The sequence below is a fragment of the Methylobacterium sp. E-041 genome (assembly GCF_022829665.1).
Classification (GTDB): Bacteria; Pseudomonadota; Alphaproteobacteria; order Rhizobiales; family Beijerinckiaceae; genus Methylobacterium.
On sequence record NZ_JAKSYQ010000228.1, the window covers coordinates 61,183 to 78,522 of the forward strand.

At 70.0% G+C, this 17,340-nt stretch carries 12 protein-coding genes; 6 read left to right on the top strand and 6 right to left on the bottom strand.

The window, feature by feature from the left end; translation table 11 throughout:
• Positions 1-16 precede the first annotated feature (16 nt).
• Together MKK70_RS20815 and MKK70_RS20820 are read left to right on the top strand one after the other, a co-directional pair.
• Positions 17-1,210, top strand: coding sequence for a CaiB/BaiF CoA transferase family protein (locus MKK70_RS20815; RefSeq protein ID WP_243949624.1), 1,194 nt, complete (start codon positions 17-19; stop codon positions 1,208-1,210).
• A gap of 85 nt (positions 1,211-1,295) precedes the next feature.
• Positions 1,296-3,392, top strand: a complete 2,097-nt coding sequence (locus tag MKK70_RS20820; protein ID WP_243949626.1) for a 3-hydroxyacyl-CoA dehydrogenase NAD-binding domain-containing protein — start codon at positions 1,296-1,298, stop codon at positions 3,390-3,392.
• Between the two features lie 48 nt (positions 3,393-3,440).
• On the opposite strand, the gene MKK70_RS20825 is transcribed toward MKK70_RS20820, so the two are convergent.
• From MKK70_RS20825 to MKK70_RS20840, 4 genes are read right to left on the bottom strand one after another with little or no spacing between them, the layout of a single operon-like run.
• The gene (locus MKK70_RS20825; RefSeq protein ID WP_243949628.1) at positions 3,441-4,223 is read right to left on the bottom strand and encodes an SDR family NAD(P)-dependent oxidoreductase; all 783 of its coding nucleotides are present in this window, start codon (positions 4,221-4,223) and stop codon (positions 3,441-3,443) included.
• A 4-nt stretch (positions 4,224-4,227) separates the two neighbouring features.
• Positions 4,228-5,004, bottom strand: a complete 777-nt coding sequence (locus MKK70_RS20830; RefSeq protein ID WP_409568309.1) for an SDR family oxidoreductase — start codon at positions 5,002-5,004, stop codon at positions 4,228-4,230.
• Complete coding sequence (locus MKK70_RS20835) at positions 5,001-6,062, bottom strand: phosphotransferase family protein (protein ID WP_243949630.1); 1,062 nt, start codon at positions 6,060-6,062, stop codon at positions 5,001-5,003. The genes MKK70_RS20830 and MKK70_RS20835 overlap by 4 nt, the downstream gene beginning before the upstream one ends.
• Positions 6,059-7,306, bottom strand: coding sequence for an acyl-CoA dehydrogenase family protein (locus tag MKK70_RS20840; protein ID WP_243949631.1), 1,248 nt, complete (start codon positions 7,304-7,306; stop codon positions 6,059-6,061). Before MKK70_RS20840 ends, MKK70_RS20835 begins: the two co-directional genes overlap by 4 nt.
• 1,092 nt (positions 7,307-8,398) lie before the next feature.
• Between MKK70_RS20840 and dnaE the strand changes: the two genes are divergently transcribed.
• The gene (gene dnaE, locus MKK70_RS20845) at positions 8,399-11,932 is read left to right on the top strand and encodes a DNA polymerase III subunit alpha (RefSeq protein ID WP_243935284.1); all 3,534 of its coding nucleotides are present in this window, start codon (positions 8,399-8,401) and stop codon (positions 11,930-11,932) included.
• An 810-nt stretch (positions 11,933-12,742) separates the two neighbouring features.
• Positions 12,743-12,880, top strand: coding sequence for a hypothetical protein (locus MKK70_RS20850; protein ID WP_243949632.1), 138 nt, complete (start codon positions 12,743-12,745; stop codon positions 12,878-12,880).
• 46 nt (positions 12,881-12,926) lie between these two features.
• Here the strand turns inward: MKK70_RS20850 and MKK70_RS20855 are convergent, their stop codons facing one another.
• Positions 12,927-13,631, bottom strand: coding sequence for a gamma-glutamylcyclotransferase (locus MKK70_RS20855; protein WP_147727506.1), 705 nt, complete (start codon positions 13,629-13,631; stop codon positions 12,927-12,929).
• A 39-nt stretch (positions 13,632-13,670) separates the two neighbouring features.
• The gene (locus MKK70_RS20860; RefSeq protein ID WP_147727507.1) at positions 13,671-14,144 is read right to left on the bottom strand and encodes a hypothetical protein; all 474 of its coding nucleotides are present in this window, start codon (positions 14,142-14,144) and stop codon (positions 13,671-13,673) included.
• Between the two features lie 102 nt (positions 14,145-14,246).
• Between MKK70_RS20860 and recO the strand changes: the two genes are divergently transcribed.
• Entirely contained in the window at positions 14,247-14,972 is a 726-nt protein-coding gene (gene recO / locus MKK70_RS20865; protein WP_243949634.1) for a DNA repair protein RecO, read from the top strand.
• Positions 14,973-15,017: 45 nt separating this feature from the next.
• On the top strand, positions 15,018-17,264 hold the full coding sequence (gene parC / locus MKK70_RS20870; RefSeq protein ID WP_243949635.1) for a DNA topoisomerase IV subunit A: 2,247 nt from the start codon (positions 15,018-15,020) through the stop codon (positions 17,262-17,264).
• Positions 17,265-17,340: the final 76 nt, after the last annotated feature.

Below are 17,340 nucleotides of genomic sequence, written 5' to 3' on the forward strand. Positions count from 1 at the left end.
GGGCCAGGAGGAGCCGATGGAGCCGACGACGGAACCGGACCTGCCGCTGGCGGGCATCCGCGTCCTCGACCTGTCGCGGGTGCTCGCCGGGCCCTGGTGCGGGCAGGTGCTGGGCGACCTCGGCGCCGACGTGATCAAGGTCGAGCATCCGACCCGCGGCGACGACACCCGCGACTGGGGCGTCGCCACGAGCCCCGGCAACACGACGTATTTCGACAGCGTGAACCGCAACAAGCGCTCGCTCGGCCTCGACCTGGCGTCCGAGGAAGGTGCGGCGCTGGCACGAAGGATCGCGGCCGGCTGCGACGTGCTGATCCAGAACTTCAAGCGGGGCGGCGCCGACAGGCTCGGGCTCGGCTACGACCGCCTGTCGGCGGAGAACCCGGGGCTGATCTACTGCTCGGTCGCCGGCTACGTCGGCGACGGGCCGGAGGCGGAACGCCCGGGCTACGACCTCGTGGTGCAGGGCGAGGCGGGCCTCATGGCGCTGAACGGCCGCCCGGACGAGCCTCCGCTGAAGTTCGGCGTCGCGGCCGTCGATCTGTTCACCGGCCAGTATGCGGCCCAGGCGGTGCTCGCGGCGCTCCTTCAGCGCCACCGCACCGGGCGCGGCCGCCACGTCGAGATGGCGCTCTACGATTCCGGCCTCAGCCTGACCTCCTATGTCGGCCTCGCGGCTCTCGCGCTCGGGCGCGATCCCGAGCGGGTCGGCAACGCGCACCCGGCGATCGTGCCCTACGGCGTGTTCGAGGCGGCCGACGGTCCCCTGGTCATCACCGTCGGCAACAACGGCCAGTACCGCCGCTTCTGCACGGTGATCGGCCGGGAGGACCTCGCGGCCGATCCGGACTACGCGACCAACCTCGGCCGCTCGCGCCACCGCGACCGGCTCGCGCCCGAGATCGACCGCGAGCTCGCGCGCATCCCGCGGGCGACGCTGATCGCAGCGCTCCGGGACGCGGGCATTCCCTGCGGCGAGGTCGCCGGCCTGCACGAGGCGTTCCGTTCCGATCGGACGGCCGAAGCGCACATGCTGCATGCGGGACGATCGCCCGTCCTCGCGCCGCCCTACCGCCTCGACGGAGCCCGTCCCCCGGTGCGCCGGCCGCCGCCGGGCCTCGGCGAGCACACGCGCGCGCTGCTCGCGGAACTCGGCCTCGATTCGGAGCATATTGCCGACCTGCGGACGCGCGGCATCGTCGCGGGCTGACGCCGGCCCGTGCGACCGAACCCCGATCTCGAAAACCGCCGACGCCCGGACCCGGCCGGACGCGGCGCACGATGAGGAAGCCAGCATGACCGACACCCCGACCACCCTCCGCCGCGACGGCCGCGTCGCCGTCATCACGCTCGCCTCGCCGCCGGTGAACGCGCTCGGCGCGGCCGTCCGCGAGGGCCTGCGCGATCGGATCGCGGAAGCCGGGGCGGATGCGGAGGTCGGGGCGATCGTCCTCACCGGCTCGGGCAAGCTGTTCTCCGGCGGCGCCGACATCACCGAGTTCGGCAAGCCGCCCCGCGGCATGGGGCTCGGCGAGCTGCTCGACATCGTCGAGACCTCGTTCAAGCCGGTGGTCGCGGCGATCCACGGGCAGGCGCTCGGCGGCGGGCTCGAGCTGGCGCTGGCCTGCCACCACCGCGTGGCGACACCCTCGGCGAAGCTCGGCCTGCCGGAGGTGAAGCTCGGCCTCGTCCCCGGCGCCGGCGGTACGCAGCGCCTGCCCCGCGTGGTCGGCCCGCAGAAGGCCCTGGAGATCATCACCTCGGGCCAGCCCGTCGGCGCGAAGGCCGCGCACGCGATGGGCTTGCTCGATGCGCTGACCGGCGCGGACACGCTGGTCGCCGACGCGACCGCCTTCGCCGAGCGCATCCTCGCCGAGGGACAGGCCTCGCCCCGCATCCGCGACCGCGACGACCGCATCGCGGAAGGGCGCGACGACCCCGCCCTGTTCGACGCCTTCCGCAAGGCGAACGCCAAGAAGTTCCGCGGCTTCGAGGCGCCCGAGGCCTGCATTCGCTGCGTCGAGGCGGCCTGCAACAGGCCGTTCGCGGAGGGCATCGTCTTCGAGCGCGAGACCTTCGAGCGGCTGATGCACGGCGCGCAGTCGATCGCCCAGCGCCACGTCTTCTTCGCCGAGCGCGAGGCCGCCAAGATCCCGGGCCTCGGCAAGGACGTCCCGACCCGTCCGGTCGCCCGCGTCGGCATCATCGGCGCCGGGACCATGGGCGGCGGCATCAGCATGAACTTCCTCAACGCCGGCATCCCGGTGACGATCGTCGAGGCCAAGGCCGAGGCGTTGGAGCGTGGGCTGAAGACGATCCGCCGGAACTACGACGGCTCGGCGAAGAAGGGGCGCATCACCGCCGCCGACGTCGAGACCCGCATGGCGCTGCTAACCGACAGCCTCGACTTCGCGGACCTGGCCGGCTGCGACCTGATCATCGAGGCGGCGTTCGAGGACATGGACCTCAAGCGCACGATCTTCCGGACGCTCGACGCCATCGCCAAGCCCGGCGCGATCCTCGCCTCCAACACCTCCTACCTCGACATCGACGTGATCGCCGGCATGACCCGGCGGCCGCAGGACGTGATCGGGATGCACTTCTTCTCGCCGGCCAACGTCATGCGCCTGCTCGAGGTGGTGCGCGGCGCCGAGACCGCGCCCGACGTGATCGCCACCGCGATGGCGCTCGGGCGCCGCATCGGCAAGGTCGCGGTGCTGGTCGGCGTCTGCCACGGCTTCGTCGGCAACCGCATGCTGGAGCAGCGCCAGCGCGAGGCGAACAAGCTGATCCTCGAAGGCGCTCTGCCGCAGGACGTCGACCGGGTGGTGGAGGGCGTCGGCCTGCCGATGGGGCCGTTCGCGATGAGCGATCTGGCCGGCCTCGACATCGGCTGGTCGGCGGAGACCTCGAAGGGCGAGAGCGTGCGCGACATCCTGTGCGAGCAGGACCGCCGGGGGCAGAAGACCGGCCGCGGCTTCTACGATTACGACGAGAACCGGAAGCCCTCGCCCTCGGATGCGGTCGAGGCGGTGATCCGCGACGTCTCCGAGCGCAAGGGCATCGCCCGCCGCACCGTCACCGACCAGGAGATCCTGGAGCGCTGCCTCTATCCGATGGTGAACGAGGGTGCGAAGATCCTCGAGGAGGGCAAGGCTTTGCGCGCCTCGGACATCGATACGGTCTGGATCAACGGCTACGGCTGGCCGGTGTACACCGGCGGCCCGATGCACTGGGCCGACGGCATCGGCCTCGGCAAAATCCTCGACCGGATGAAGGCCTTCGAGGCGGAGCACGGGCCGGAATTCGCGCCCTCTTCCCTGTTGGAGAAGCTGGTCGCCGAGGGAGGCAGCTTCGCCGGATACGATAGAGCGGCACGGACGGCGGCGTAGAACCCGCGTCTCCCTCCCCCGCAGAGGGGGGAGGGCAATGCGCGGCGTCTACCCGATCGCCCCGCTGGCGATCGTCACGCCGCCGTCCACCACGATGGCCTGGCCCGTCGTGAACCGCCCCGCGGCCGAGGCGAGGAAGATCGCCGCACCGGCGATCTCGTCGGGCTCGCCGATGCGGCGCAAAGGCGCGAGCGAGGTCGCGGATGCCAGGACCTTCGGATCCTCCCACAGGGCGCGGGCGAAGTCGGTGCGGACGAGGCCGGGGCAGATGCAGTTCACCCGGACGTTGTGCGGGCCGTACTCGACCGCGTAGTTCCGCGCGAGCTGCATGTCGGCCGCCTTCGAGACGTTGTAGGCGCCGATCACCGGCGAGCCCTTGAGGCCGCCGATCGAGGAGACGATGACGATCGCGCCGTCGCGCCGGGCGATCATCGCCGGCGCCACCAGCTGGATCAGCCAGTGGTTCGAGACGATGTTGTTCGACAGGATCTTGGTGAACTGCTCGTCCTTGATGTCGGCCAGCGGCCCGTAATACGGGTTGCTCGCAGCGTTGCAGACCAGCGTGTCGACCACGCCGAAACGGTCGTTGGTCTCGCCGATCAGACGGACGAGGTCCTCCTTCACCGAGATGCTGGCCGGCACCGCGATGGCGCGGCCGGCGCCGTGCGCCGCCTCGATCTCGGCGACGACCGCGTCGCAGGCCTCGCGCTTGCGCGACGACACCACCACCCGCGCGCCCTGCTCGGCCATGCGGAGCGCGATGGCGCGCCCGATCCCGCGGGACGAGCCAGTGATGACGGCGACCTTGCCGGTGAGATCGAACAGCGACATCGGATCATCCTCTCGCGCGTCTGAGCTTGGCCATGCCGCCGATCCAGCGGTCGTGGTCGTCGGCCTTGCGGCGCACGTAACCGGCGACCTGCGGGTGCGGCAGGATCAGGAAGCGGCCCTCGGCGAGGCCGGCGAACGCCGCCTCCGCCACCGCTTCGGGGCTGAGCAGCCCGTCGAGGAGCGCCGGCTCGCGCGCCGAGGCGCCGCGCACCATCGCGGTGTCGACCCCCTGCGGGCAGAGCGCGGCGACGCGGATGCCATGGTCGCGATGGCTGATCGCGAGGTGCTCGCAGAAGCCGAGGGCGGCGTGCTTGGTGGTGGAATAGGTCGCGCTGCCGATCTGGCTGAGCAGGCCGGCCGCCGAGACCGTGGCGAGGAAGGTCCCCGCGCGTCGGGCGATCCAATCCGGCAGCAGCGCGCGCGCCGCGTGAACGTGGGCCATCACGTTGACCGCCCAGGCGCGCGCCCAGTCGGCATCGGGCGCGGAGGCCGCATTCTCGGGATCGGGGTCGCGCAGCAGGATGCCGGCATTCGAGCAATAGACGTCGACCGGCCCGTGCTCCCGGATCGTCCGCGCGACGAGGTCGGCGACGCTCTCGGCCGCGCCGACGTCGCAGGTCGCGGCGACGCCGCCGATGCGCGCCGCGGTCTCGGCGGCGCCGGCCGCGTCGACGTCGGCGGCGATCACCGTGGCGCCGTCGGCGGCGAAGCGCTCGCACAGCGCCTGGCCGATGCCCTGGGCTGCGCCCGTCACCACGACGACGCGCGCCATCGCGGTCAGGCCCCGGCTTTCACGGCGAACGACCAGGCCGCGTCGGCGAGCTTCGGCACGCGGGCGGCCATGTCGGCGGCGTGCTCGCTCGCGGCGGTGCCGGCCTTCATCCGCCCGGCGATGCCCTGGAGGATGCCGACGAGGCGGAACAGGTTGTAGGCGAAGTACCAGTTCAGGTCGGGCAGGCCGTCGCGACCGGTCTCGCGGCAGTAGAGCGCCACCGCCTCGTCCTGCGTCGGGATGCCGAGTGCGTGGAGATCGAGCCCGCCGAGCGCGCTGCGGCCGTCCGCCGGCAGCACCCAGTGCATCAGAAGGTAGCTGAAGTCGGCGAGCGGATCGCCCAGCGTCGACAGCTCCCAGTCCAGCACCGCGGCGACCCGGCCATGGGCGAAGATCATGTTGTCGAGGCGGAAGTCGCCGTGGACGATCGAGACCCGGTCCTGCTCCGGCACGGTCCGCGGCAGCCAGGCGATCAGCCGCTCGGCCGCCTCGAGCCGGTCGCCTTCGGCGGCGCGGTACTGCTTGGTCCAGCGGTCGACCTGGCGGGCGAAGTAGTTGCCGGGCCGGCCGTAATCGCCGAGCCCGATCGCGGTGGGGTCGGCCCGGTGCAGGCGGGCAAGGGTCGTGATCATGCCCGCGTAGACGTCGCGCCGCTCGGCCGGCGGCAGCTTCGGCAGAGCCGCATTCCAGTGCACGGCACCCTCGACCGCCTCCATCACGTAGAAGGCCGCGCCGATCACGCCGGCATCCTCGCACAGGGCGTCCGCCCGCGGCACCGGGAAGCCGGTGCCGTGCAGTGCGCGGATCAGGCGGTACTCGCGCTCGACCGCGTGGGCCGAGGGCAGCAGCGGGCCGAAGGGCTTGCGCCGCAGCACGTAGGCGCCCCCCGGGGTCTCGACCCGGTAGGTCGGGTTCGACTGGCCGCCCTTGAACTGGCGCAGCGTCAGCGGGCCGTCGAACCCGGCGACGTGCTCCGCCATCCAGGCCGCCAGGGCGCCCTCGTCGATCCGGTGGCGTGGGTCGACCGCCTTGGTGCCGGCGAAGGCTGAATCCCCCGTCCCGCTCACGCGGCGGGACCCGCGTTGCTGTGGCGGGCGAATTCGAGGCGGGCGATCGAGCGGTTGTGGACCTCGTCCGGCCCGTCGGCGAGCCGCAGGGTACGGATGTGGGCGTAGGTGCGGGCGAGGTCGAAGTCGTCGGAGACGCCGGCGCCGCCATGGGCCTGGATCGCGTCGTCGAGCACCTTCAGCGCGATGCGCGGGGCGGCGACCTTGATCATCGCGATCTCGAGCTTGGCCACCTTGGCTCCGACCTTGTCCATCATGTCCGCCGCCTTCAGGCAGAGCAGGCGCGTCATCTCGATGTCGATGCGGGCCTCGGCGACGCGCTGCTCCCACACCGACTGGTCGGCCAGCCGCTTGCCGAAGGCGGTGCGCGCGAGCAGGCGCCGCACCATCGCCTCGAGGGCGGCCTCGGCCGCGCCGATAGTGCGCATGCAGTGGTGGATTCGGCCCGGGCCGAGGCGCCCCTGCGCGATCTCAAAGCCGCGGCCCTCGCCGAGGATCAGGTTCTCGGCCGGCACGCGCACGTCGCGTAAGGTTACCTCGGCGTGGCCGTGCGGGGCCTCGTCGTAGCCGAACACCGAGAGCAGGCGCTTGATCTCGACGCCGGGCGCGTCGAGGGGCACGAAGATCTGCGATTGCTGTTGGTGGCGCGGGGCGTCGGGGTCGGTCTTGCCCATCACGATCGCGACCTTGCAGCGCCGGTCGCCGACGCCGGTCGACCACCACTTGCGGCCATTGATCACGTAATGGTCGCCGTCGCGGCGGATCGAGGTCGCGATGTTGGTCGCGTCCGACGAGGCGACCTCGGGCTCGGTCATCAGGAAGGCGGAGCGGATCTCGCCCGCCATCAGCGGCTTGAGCCAGCGCTCCTTGTGCATCGGGCTGCCGTAGCGGTGCAGCACCTCCATGTTGCCGGTGTCGGGGGCCGAGCAGTTGAACACTTCCGAGGCCCAGGCCACCCGGCCCATCTCCTCGGCGCAGCGCGCGTAGTCGAGATTCGTCAGCCCGGCGCCGTGGAACGCATCGGTGTCATGCTCGGGCGAGGGCGGCAGGAACAAGTTCCACAGGCCCGCGGCGCGCGCCTTCGCCTTCAGGCCCTCGATCGCCGCGGAGGGCGCCCAGCGGTCGGGCACGGATTGTGCCGTCTCGGCCTTCACGGCGTCGAGCGCCGGATAGACCTCGGCGGCCATGAAGTCGCGCACGCGCTTGAGCCAGAGCTCCTGCGTCGAGGACGGGGAAAAATCCAATGTTCCACTCCCTGAGCCCGCCGACGTCGTCGCGTGGCTGGGCGGTCCGAGCGTACTCCCGCTTCGAATCGGGCCACAAGCCCCAACCCGGCCGGCCCTGACAGATCGGCGCCCCCGTCCACGACCGCCCGGCGTACCGAAACCTTGAACCGACGTTCCCACGGCGATCGGCGCTACGACGGCGCGGCCGCTCCGTGCTGTCGAACGAAGGCTCCGCTTGGTACAGAGGCAAGCATTCGCTCGCTGTGGCGCCGGAACTGTTGCAGATTGACGTTTGGAAAATCTGTGAAAGACTTAACGTGCGTGAAGGCTCGCCCGTCCGATCGATGGCATTCACGGCGGGCCGGGACAGCGTTTCTCCTCCGGCGGCACCTTCGCCGGTCAACGTCCCCCGACCCCCCGGCGAAGGTGCTCTTCGTCGCGGCCGTGCGTCAGGCTTCCATGCCGCGAGGAGCCGCCGCGCCCCCAGAAAGCGGAGTGCCCGTCGTGTCCGAGCCGATCACAGCGCGCTCCCTCGTCGGTCGGGATCCCGCCGTGACGACGATCGTCTTCCTGGTGCTCCTCGTCGAAAGCTTCTTCCTGCTCGCCTGCCTCCTTTACCTGTAGGGTGCCGCGGGCGGAGCGGGGCGACGGACGCCATCCCCCGCCCGGCGTTCGCAGGACCATGCCCGAGGTCGGTGATCTCGCCCGAGGAGTCCGGCCGCGATGAAGCGCTTCGGGCTTCACGTTTCGTCAACCCTATCGGCAGGTCGCCGACGCCCGCGCTTTACATGGAACAAAACAAGAACAAAGTAGGGTCATCGAAACGGAGTGCCCGACATGCTCAAGCGGATGGTTCTGGTCGGCGTCGCGGAGTTCATGGCCTTCGGGCTGCTCGCGGTCGCGGTGGCGGGTTGGGCGGTAGCCTTGGCCCCGATCCGTTGAGGGATGCCTTCGGCGCGGGCGGCCGGACCGCCCGTGCACAGGATAATCGGTCGCAGGCCGCGCGTCCGAAACGCCACATCGGCGGTGGATATCGGCGATCGCGGCCTGCCGGCCATCGACTCCGGCGGCCGAAGGACGGATCTCTGGGGCACCCGCACAAGGACCGTCATGGCGCGCCAGCTCAAGGAGGTCGGATTCGTCCACCTCCACGTCCACTCGTCCTATTCCCTGCTCGAGGGCGCCCTCAAGGTGGGCGACATCGTCAAGTCGGCTCTGGCCGACCACCAGCCGGCGCTGGCGCTGACCGACACCAACAATCTGTTCGGCGCGCTCGAGTTTTCCGAGAAGGCCGCCGGCAGCGGCATCCAGCCGATCGCCGGGATGCAGCTCTCGGTGGCGTTCGAGGCCGTCGACCCGATGGCACGGGTGGCGCGGCCCGCCGGCAGCCTCGTCGTGCTGGCGCAGGACGAGACCGGCTACGGCAACCTGCTGCGGCTGGCGAGCCGCGCCTACTTCGACACCGGGCTCGGCGAGGCGCCCTGCGTGAGCGCCGCGGCGCTCGCCGAATCGTCGGCGGGCCTGATCGCGCTCACCGGCGGCTTCACCGGCCCGCTCGACGCGGCGCTGCGCGCCGGCCGCCCCGACCTCGCCGAGGCGCGGCTCGCCGCCCTGCGCACCACCTTCGGCGAGAGCCGGCTCTACGTCGAGCTCCAGCGCCACGGCCTCGACGACGAGGGTCGGATCGAGGCCGAGCTGCTGCGCATGGCCGACCGCGACGGCTTGTCGATCGCCGCCGCCAACGAGCCGTTCTTCGGCAAGGCGGGCGATTACGACGCCCACGACGCGCTGCTCGCGATCGCCGACGGGCGCGTCGTCTCCGACGACCGCCGCCGCAAGCTCACCGCGCGCCACGGCTTCAAGACCCGGGCCGAGATGGCCGAGCTGTTCGCCGACCTGCCGGACGCCCTGCAGGCGACGGTCGAGATCGCGATGCGCTGCGCGGTCCGCGTCCGCACCCGCAAGCCGATCCTGCCGAACTTTTCGCGGGTGGCGGCGGGCGGGACCGCGCCGATGCAGGACGCGCTCGCCGACGCAGCGCCCTCGGTGCCGGTGGAGGTCGCCGCCGACGAGCCGACCGAGCTGCGCCGCCAGGCCGAGGCCGGCCTCGCCCTGCGCCTGAGGCAGCACGGGCCGTGCGAGGGCTTCACCGAGCAGGCCTACCGCGACCGCCTGGCCTTCGAGCTCGACGTGATCGTCGGGATGAAGTTCCCGGGCTACTTCCTGATCGTCTCCGACTTCATCAAGTGGGCCAAGGACCACGACATCCCCGTCGGCCCGGGCCGCGGCTCGGGCGCGGGCTCGCTTGTCGCCTACGCGCTGCTGATCACCGACCTCGACCCGCTGCGCTTCGGCCTGCTGTTCGAGCGCTTCCTCAACCCCGAGCGCGTCTCGATGCCGGACTTCGACATCGACTTCTGCGTCGAGGGGCGCGAGCGCGTGATCCAGTACGTGCAGGAGCGCTACGGCCAAGAGCAGGTGGCGCAGATCATCACCTTCGGCACGCTGCAGGCGCGCGGGGTGCTGCGCGACGTCGGCCGCGTGCTCGAGATGCCCTACGGGCAGGTCGACAAGCTGACCAAGCTGGTGCCGCAGAACCCGGCCAATCCCGTGACCCTGGTCCAAGCGATCGAGGGCGAGCCGAAGCTGCAGCAGGCGATCGAGGAGGAGCCGATCGTGGCTCGCCTCATGGAGATCGCCAAGAAGCTCGAGGGCCTGCACCGGCACGCCTCGACCCACGCGGCCGGCGTGGTCATCGGCGACCGGCCGCTGGAGCAGCTGGTGCCGCTCTACCGCGACCCGAAGACCGGGATGCGGGTGACCCAGTTCAACATGAAGTGGGTCGAGGCCGCCGGCCTGGTGAAGTTCGACTTCCTCGGCCTCAAGACGCTGACGATGCTGAGGTGCTGCACGGACCTGCTCAAGCAGCGCGGCATCGAGATCGACCTCGCGGCGCTGCCGCTCGATCAGCCCGAGACCTACCAGCCGATGGGCCGGGGCGAGACGGTCGGCGTGTTCCAGGTGGAATCGGCCGGCATGCGCAAGGCGCTCTGCGAGATGCAGGCCGACCGCTTCGAGGACATCATCGCGCTCGTCGCCCTCTACCGGCCGGGCCCGATGGCCAACATCCCGGTCTATTGCGAGCGCAAGCTCGGTCGCGACGCCGGCAACGAGGCGGCGTGGTACCCGCATCCCAAGCTGGAGCCGGCGCTGAAGGAGACCTTCGGCATCATCGTCTACCAGGAGCAGGTGATGGAGATCGCCAAGCTCCTGGCCGGCTACTCGCTCGGCGAGGCCGACATGCTCCGGCGCGCCATGGGCAAGAAGATCCGCGCCGAGATGGACGCCCAGCGCGACCGCTTCGTGAAGGGCTGCGTCGAGCGCGGGCTGACCAAGCCGAAGGCCAACGAGATCTTCGACCTGTTGGCCAAGTTCGCTGATTACGGCTTCAACAAGAGCCACGCGGCGGCCTACGCCCTGCTGACCTACCAGACCGCCTACCTGAAGGCGAACCATCCGGTCGAGTTCCTCGCCGCCGCGATGAACCTCGACATGGACAACACCGACAAGCTCGCCGAATTCCGGCAGGACGCGCAGCGGCTCAAGATCGTCGTCGAACCGCCCTCGATCAACACCTCCGGCGTCACCTTCGAGGTCCATGTCGACGATAATGGCGTCGGGCGCATCCGCTACGCGCTCGCCGCGATCAAGGGCGTCGGGCGCGAGGCGGTGAAGTCGATCGTCGAGGCGCGCGGCGAGCGCCCGTTCAAGGATCTCGCCTGCCTCGCCCGCCGGCTCAACCCGCGCCACGTCAACAAGCGCACGCTCGAGAGCCTGGTCGCCGCCGGCGCGATGGACGACATCGAGCCGGACCGCGCCAAGGCCTGCGCCGCGGTCGAGCCGATGATGAAGCTGGCGCAGGGCGCGGCCGAAGCCGAGAGCGCCGGCATCGCCGACATGTTCGGCGGCGTCACCTCCACCGACGTGAGCTTGCGCATCCCGGCCTACGAGGGCTGGCCGATGGCCGAGAAGCTCAAGCGCGAGTACGACGCGATCGGCTTCTTCGTCTCGGGGCACCCGCTCGACGAGTATCAGGATCTGCTGGGCAAGCTCCGGGTGCAGAGCTGGGCCGAGTTCTGCCGCTCGGTTCGCGCCGGCACCTCGAGCGTCGGCAAGGTCGCGGCCTCGGTGCTCGACCGTTCCGAGCGCCGCACCAAGACCGGCAACAAGCTCGGCATCGTCACGCTCTCGGACCAGACCGGGCATTTCGAGGCGATCATCTTCTCCGAAGGCCTCGGGCATTACCGCGAGATCCTGGAACCCGGCCAGCCGCTGGTTCTCCAGCTCCAGGCCAACCTCGAGGGCGAGGACGTGCGCGCCCGGATCCTCGCCGCCGAGCCGCTCGACGCGGCGGTGGCGCGTTACCAGAAGGGCATGCGGATCTACCTGCGCGACGAGGGCCCGATCGGCGCCGTGCAGCAGCGCCTCGCCATGCGCGGCGAGGGCGAGGTCTCGTTGATCCTGCTGCTGGACGGCGGCGAGCGCGAGGTCGAGATCAAGCTGCGCGACAAGTACCAAGCCACCCCGCAGATCGCCGGGATGCTGCGCGCCGTGCCGGGCGTGATCCAGGTGGAGGTGAACTGATCGTGAGGAGCCTGAGCCCGCCACCGGCCCAGTGTGGCGAGCACCTATAGAATCTGGATCCCAGAAAATTCGTATCAGGACCTCGCAAGGAGAGCCTTGAGACGATCACTTTGCATCTTTGAGCAAACAAGAAATGGTTTATTCAATTAGATGAGCTCCGCGGTCGATGAATATCGCTTGCGTCCAGCTCCCGACTAGCGAATTCGTCATGTAGCGATAGTGTTTCGTCTGCTCCTCCGGTGGAAGAAGGATGAAGCCAGCGATTTTGATTTCACCTTTTGCGAAATACCCACCGCAACTCGTAACATCATAAAGAACGCCGAATTCGCGCGGGAGTTCGCCTCTGACCGGTTCGATGAGACGAACCCGCGCATACCGTTCCATCATGGATATCGTCCGGACCTGAAGTACCTCCACCTTTCCAACGAGAAATCGGGTCGGCCATTCAACGAAAGAACCGCGCGTCGGTATCGGGACATCGCACGCCGAAGCGCTTGCAACGGACGTGAGCAACACGACCAAGGCCGACCGGATCGATCTCGTAAGCATCGACTGGATAACTCCATGAAAGACCTTCATCTCATGCGACTGAATATAAATCCTGATTTAAATTTATAAACAGTATACCTGTCATTGTAGCAACGTGATCGCAATACGACTGCACGAAGATGATTCGATAGGGACCTCGTAACGTCCTCTTTACCATGCCAAGGGGAAACAGGCATTCGGTCCGGTCGATGTGCGCCGGCGCAACCTCCTCAAAACCGACCGATCCTACACAGCCTTGCTTAACCAAGCGGGACGGGGTCGATGCGGACGAAGGTGGTGCTGGCGCTGACGGAGGTCGTCTACCTGACGACGGGCCGGGCGCCGGGCTTGCGCGAGTTGCGCAACCCGGATGCGGAGCATGGCGGCGGCCGCGTCGTGACGGCGCTGAAGCGCGCCTAGGTCTGAGGTCGCATCGATGGAGGCGTCCGCTCTCGCCGCCGCGAGCCTATCCCGGTGCGCCGCCCGAGATTGGATGGCCGAGATCCAGGCGGGCGGCGACCAGGGCCTGCAGGTTCCAGAGGTGCCGGTCGCGGATGCCGAGTGCCTCGCAGGCCTCGACCGTGCGAAACAGGTACTCGGCGCTCGGCCCGAGATGCCCGGACGCGACCGCGATCCGGTCAGCGATCTCGGCCTCCGTCAGGCGACCGGAATAGCGGTCGCTCGCGCGGTTCACGAGAAAGGTCAGCGCCGAGACCGTTCCGGCCTCCGTCGCGACCGGCAGCCAGCGCGCGACGTAGCCGCGCCCGCGCATCTCGCGGCGCCAGACCGGCATCAGCGTCTCGCGCAGGTTGGTTCCGGCCAAGCGGAACGCGACGCCCCGGCACGAGCCGCCGCGGTCCAGCGCGAGCACGAAGCCGGGCCGCTCCGGCGTGCCGCGAAAGCGCCGTTGCAGCAGGCAGAAGCGCCGGTGGAAGCCGCGCACCGTGCCGATCCGGCTCTCGGCGAAGGCGAATTCCGGCCGCCACATCAGCGAGCCGTAGGCGAACACCCAGAGGTCGCCGGCGCCGCCGCGCTGCTCGATGATCGCGTCGAGGCCGGGCTTCAGCTCCTCGTCGGTCATCACCTGCAGCGCGCTCTCGTCGTCGGCGACGGGAACGGCGTGGGCGCGGGCGATCAGGTCGAGGGAGAGGGCGAGCGGCGTGTTTCGCATCGGTCCGGGGGAGCAAGGACGGGGCCGGAACAACCCGGATCAGCCCCCGATGGTGCCGGCCTTCGCGTTGCCCACGGTCTCCAGCTCCGGGAACGGCTCTGTGCGGTGGCCCTGGCAGACCTCGTCGTCGTCGATCGCCGTGAGCGCGTTCGCCGCCTTGTCCTCGCGGATCACGACCTTGGGTCGCTCGCCCTTGCCGAAGGTGCGACCCTTCATGTGGCTCGAGACGCAGTAGAGCGTGCGCCCGCCATCCTCGAACGGCCCGGCGATCCGGCTCGATTCGAACCGCACCGGCAGCAGCGAGACCGACCCGAACGCGACCTGCCGCAGGGCGAGGGCGGCGATGCGCTCGCGGACGGGTTTTGACGACGCCTGGGCGGCGGGGGAGGGCGCCTCGCCGCGCCCTATGCAACCGGTGAGGATCACGGTGATGGCGAGGATGGGCGCGGACCGTCGAAATGCCCGCCGAGTGGGACGCGCAGCGGGTCCCGAGATCGAATTCCGCACCAGCATCCAATCCCCGCAACCTCTCCCAATGCCAGAAGCTACCGCGGCTTTCAGTCCTAGGAAACACACACCCTCACGCCGCACACCAAAAACGCCTATGTACGGCGGATGCAGTGGACGGATGACGCGCTCGTGCTCGGCGTGCGCAGGCAGGGCGAGACCGGCGTCGTCCTCGAGGCGATGACCCGCGCGCACGGGCGTCATCTCGGCCTCGTCCATGGCGGGCGTTCGCGCCGGTTGCAGCCGGTGCTGCAGCCCGGGAACCTGGTCCGCGCGACCTGGCGCGCGCGGCTCGACGACGGCCTCGGCGCCTTCGCGGTCGAGCCGCTCGAATCGGCCCTGTCGCGGCTGATCGGCTCCGGCCTGGCGCTCTACGGCGTCGGCCACCTCGCCGCCCTCCTGCGCCTGCTGCCCGAGCGCGATCCGCATCCCGAGATGTTCGAGGCGGCCCGGGTCCTGATCGGCCACCTGGACGACCGCACGATCGCCCCGGTGCTGATGGTGCGGTTCGAGCTGGCGATCCTGGCCGAGCTCGGCTTCGGCCTCGATCTCGGCGCCTGCGCCGCCACAGGCGGGAACGACGCCCTGATCTACGTCTCGCCGAAGAGCGGGCGCGCCGTCAGCGCCTCGGCCGGGGAGCCCTACCGCGACCGCCTGCTGGCGCTGCCTGCCTTCCTGCGCGACGGCGGGCGGTTGGAGGGCCTGGACGACGTGCGGAATGGGTTTACCTTGACCGGCTACTTCCTCACCCAGCACATCTGGGGTCCGCGGGCGCTGCCCGTCCCCGAGGAACGCTCACGATTCGTCGCGGCCGGCCTGGATGCCGCGCCGTGATGTTCGTGTTATGTTCCACATGAAACATCTGAGAACGGAGCCGTGATGGGCCAGCCCTTCGAGCCGCCGACCGGGGACGGCATCGAGAGCGTCGAGCTGAAGTCCGCGCTAGAAGAGCGCTACCTCGCCTATGCGCTGTCCACGATCATGCACCGGGCGCTGCCCGATGCCCGCGACGGGCTCAAGCCGGTGCACCGCCGCATCCTCTACGGCATGCGGCTGCTTCGGCTCGATCCGAACACCGCGCACAAGAAGTGCGCCAAGATCGTCGGCGACGTGATGGGCGACTTCCACCCGCACGGCGATCAGGCGATCTACGACGCGCTGGTTCGGCTGAGCCAGGACTTCGCGCAGCGCTATCCGCTGGTCGACGGCCAGGGCAACTTCGGCAACATCGACGGCGACGGCCCGGCCGCCTACCGCTACACCGAGGCGCGGCTCACCGAGGTCGCGCGGCTGATCCTCGACGGGTTCGACGAGGACACGGTCGACTTCCGCCCGTCCTACAACGGCGAGAAGGACGAGCCCTCCGTCCTGCCGGCGGCGTTCCCAAACCTGCTCGCCAACGGCAGCCAGGGCATCGCGGTCGGCATGGCGACCTCGATCCCGCCGCACAACGCCGCCGAGCTCTGCGACGCGGCGCTCTACCTGATCGCCAACCCGCAGGCGACCTCGGCCCAGCTCGTCAGCTTCGTGCAGGGGCCGGACTTCCCCACCGGCGGCATCCTGATCGACTCGGCCGAATCGATCGCCGAGGCCTACCGCACGGGCCGCGGCGCCTTTCGCGTGCGCGCCCGCTGGACCAAGGAGGACCTCGGCCGCGGCACCTGGAACATCGTCGTCACCGAGATCCCCTACGGCATCCCGAAGGCGCGGCTGATCGAGAAGCTGGCCGAGCTGCTGCAGGAAAGGAAGCTGCCGCTGCTCGCCGACGTGCGCGACGAATCGGCCGAGGACGTGCGCGTCGTGCTGGAGCCGCGCTCGCGCAGCGTCGACCCGGTGATCCTGATGGAATCGCTGTTCCGGCTGACCGAGCTGGAAGCCCGCATCCCGCTCAACATGAACGTGCTGGTCGGTGGCCTCGTGCCCCGCGTCATCGGGCTCGCCGAGGCTTTGCGCGAATGGCTCGACCATCGCCGCGTCGTGCTGCAGCGGCGCTCGCGCAACCGGCTCGGGCAGATCGAGCGCCGGCTCGAGATCCTGAACGGCCTGCTCATCGTCTACCTCGACCTCGACGCGGTGATCCGCATCATCCGCGAGGAGGACGAGCCGAAGCCGGCCCTGATGGCGCATTTCGGGCTGACCGAGGTCCAGGCCAACGCGATCCTCGACACGCGGCTGCGCTCCCTGCGCAAGCTCGAGGAGATGGAGCTGAAGCGCGAGCTGGAGACCCTGTCGCGCGAAAAGGACGGGCTCGAGGCGCTGCTCGGCTCGGATGCCGCGCAGTGGAAGGCGATCACCCAGCAGGTCCGCCAGGTGAAGAAGGCGTTCGGGCCCGACACCAAGCTCGGCGCCCGCCGCACGACGCTGCAGAACCCGCCCGACACCGCGGGCATCGACTTCACGGCCGCGATGGTCGAGCGCGAGCCGATCACCGTCATCGTCTCGGAGAAGGGCTGGATCCGCGCGCTGAAGGGCCACGTCGCCGACCTGTCGGGCGTCGCCTTCAAGGGCGACGACCAGATCAAGATCGCCTTCCCGAGCGAGACCACCGCCAAGATCCTGGTCCTGGCCTCGAACGGCAAGGTGTTCACGCTCGACGCCTCGAAGCTGCCGGGCGGCCGCGGCTTCGGCGATCCGATCCGGCTGATGGTCGACCTCGACGACGGCACCGAGATCGTCGCGGCGCTGCCCTATCGCCCCGAGACCCGCCTGCTCATCGCCGGCTCTGACGGGCGCGGCTTCCTCGCGCCGTCCGACGGGCTGGTCGCCAACACCCGCAAGGGCAAGGGCATCCTGGGCCTCGACGGGGACGCCAAGGCGGTGCTGCTGGTGCCGGCCGAGGGCGACCACGTCGCGGTGACGAGTTCCGACAAGCTGCTGCTGGTCTTCCCGATCACCGAGCTGACCGAGCTCGTGCGCGGCAAGGGCGTGCGCCTCCAGCGCTGCCGGCAATCGACCCTCGTCGATGCCTGCGTCTTCGCCCTGGCCGAGGGCCTGCCCTGGCGCGACGGCTCCCCCCAGCCGCGCCTCGCCAACGCCGGCGTGCTGGAGAAGTGGATGGGCCACCGCACCGATGCGGGCACGCTGATGACCCGGAGCTTCCCGAAGTTCGAGCGGTTCGGTCGGTAGAGAGGGCCTGGTTCTGGATCGCCGGAAGAGGGGGAGCGGCTTCTCCGAATCCGGCGCTCCCTCTCCCGACCCGCTT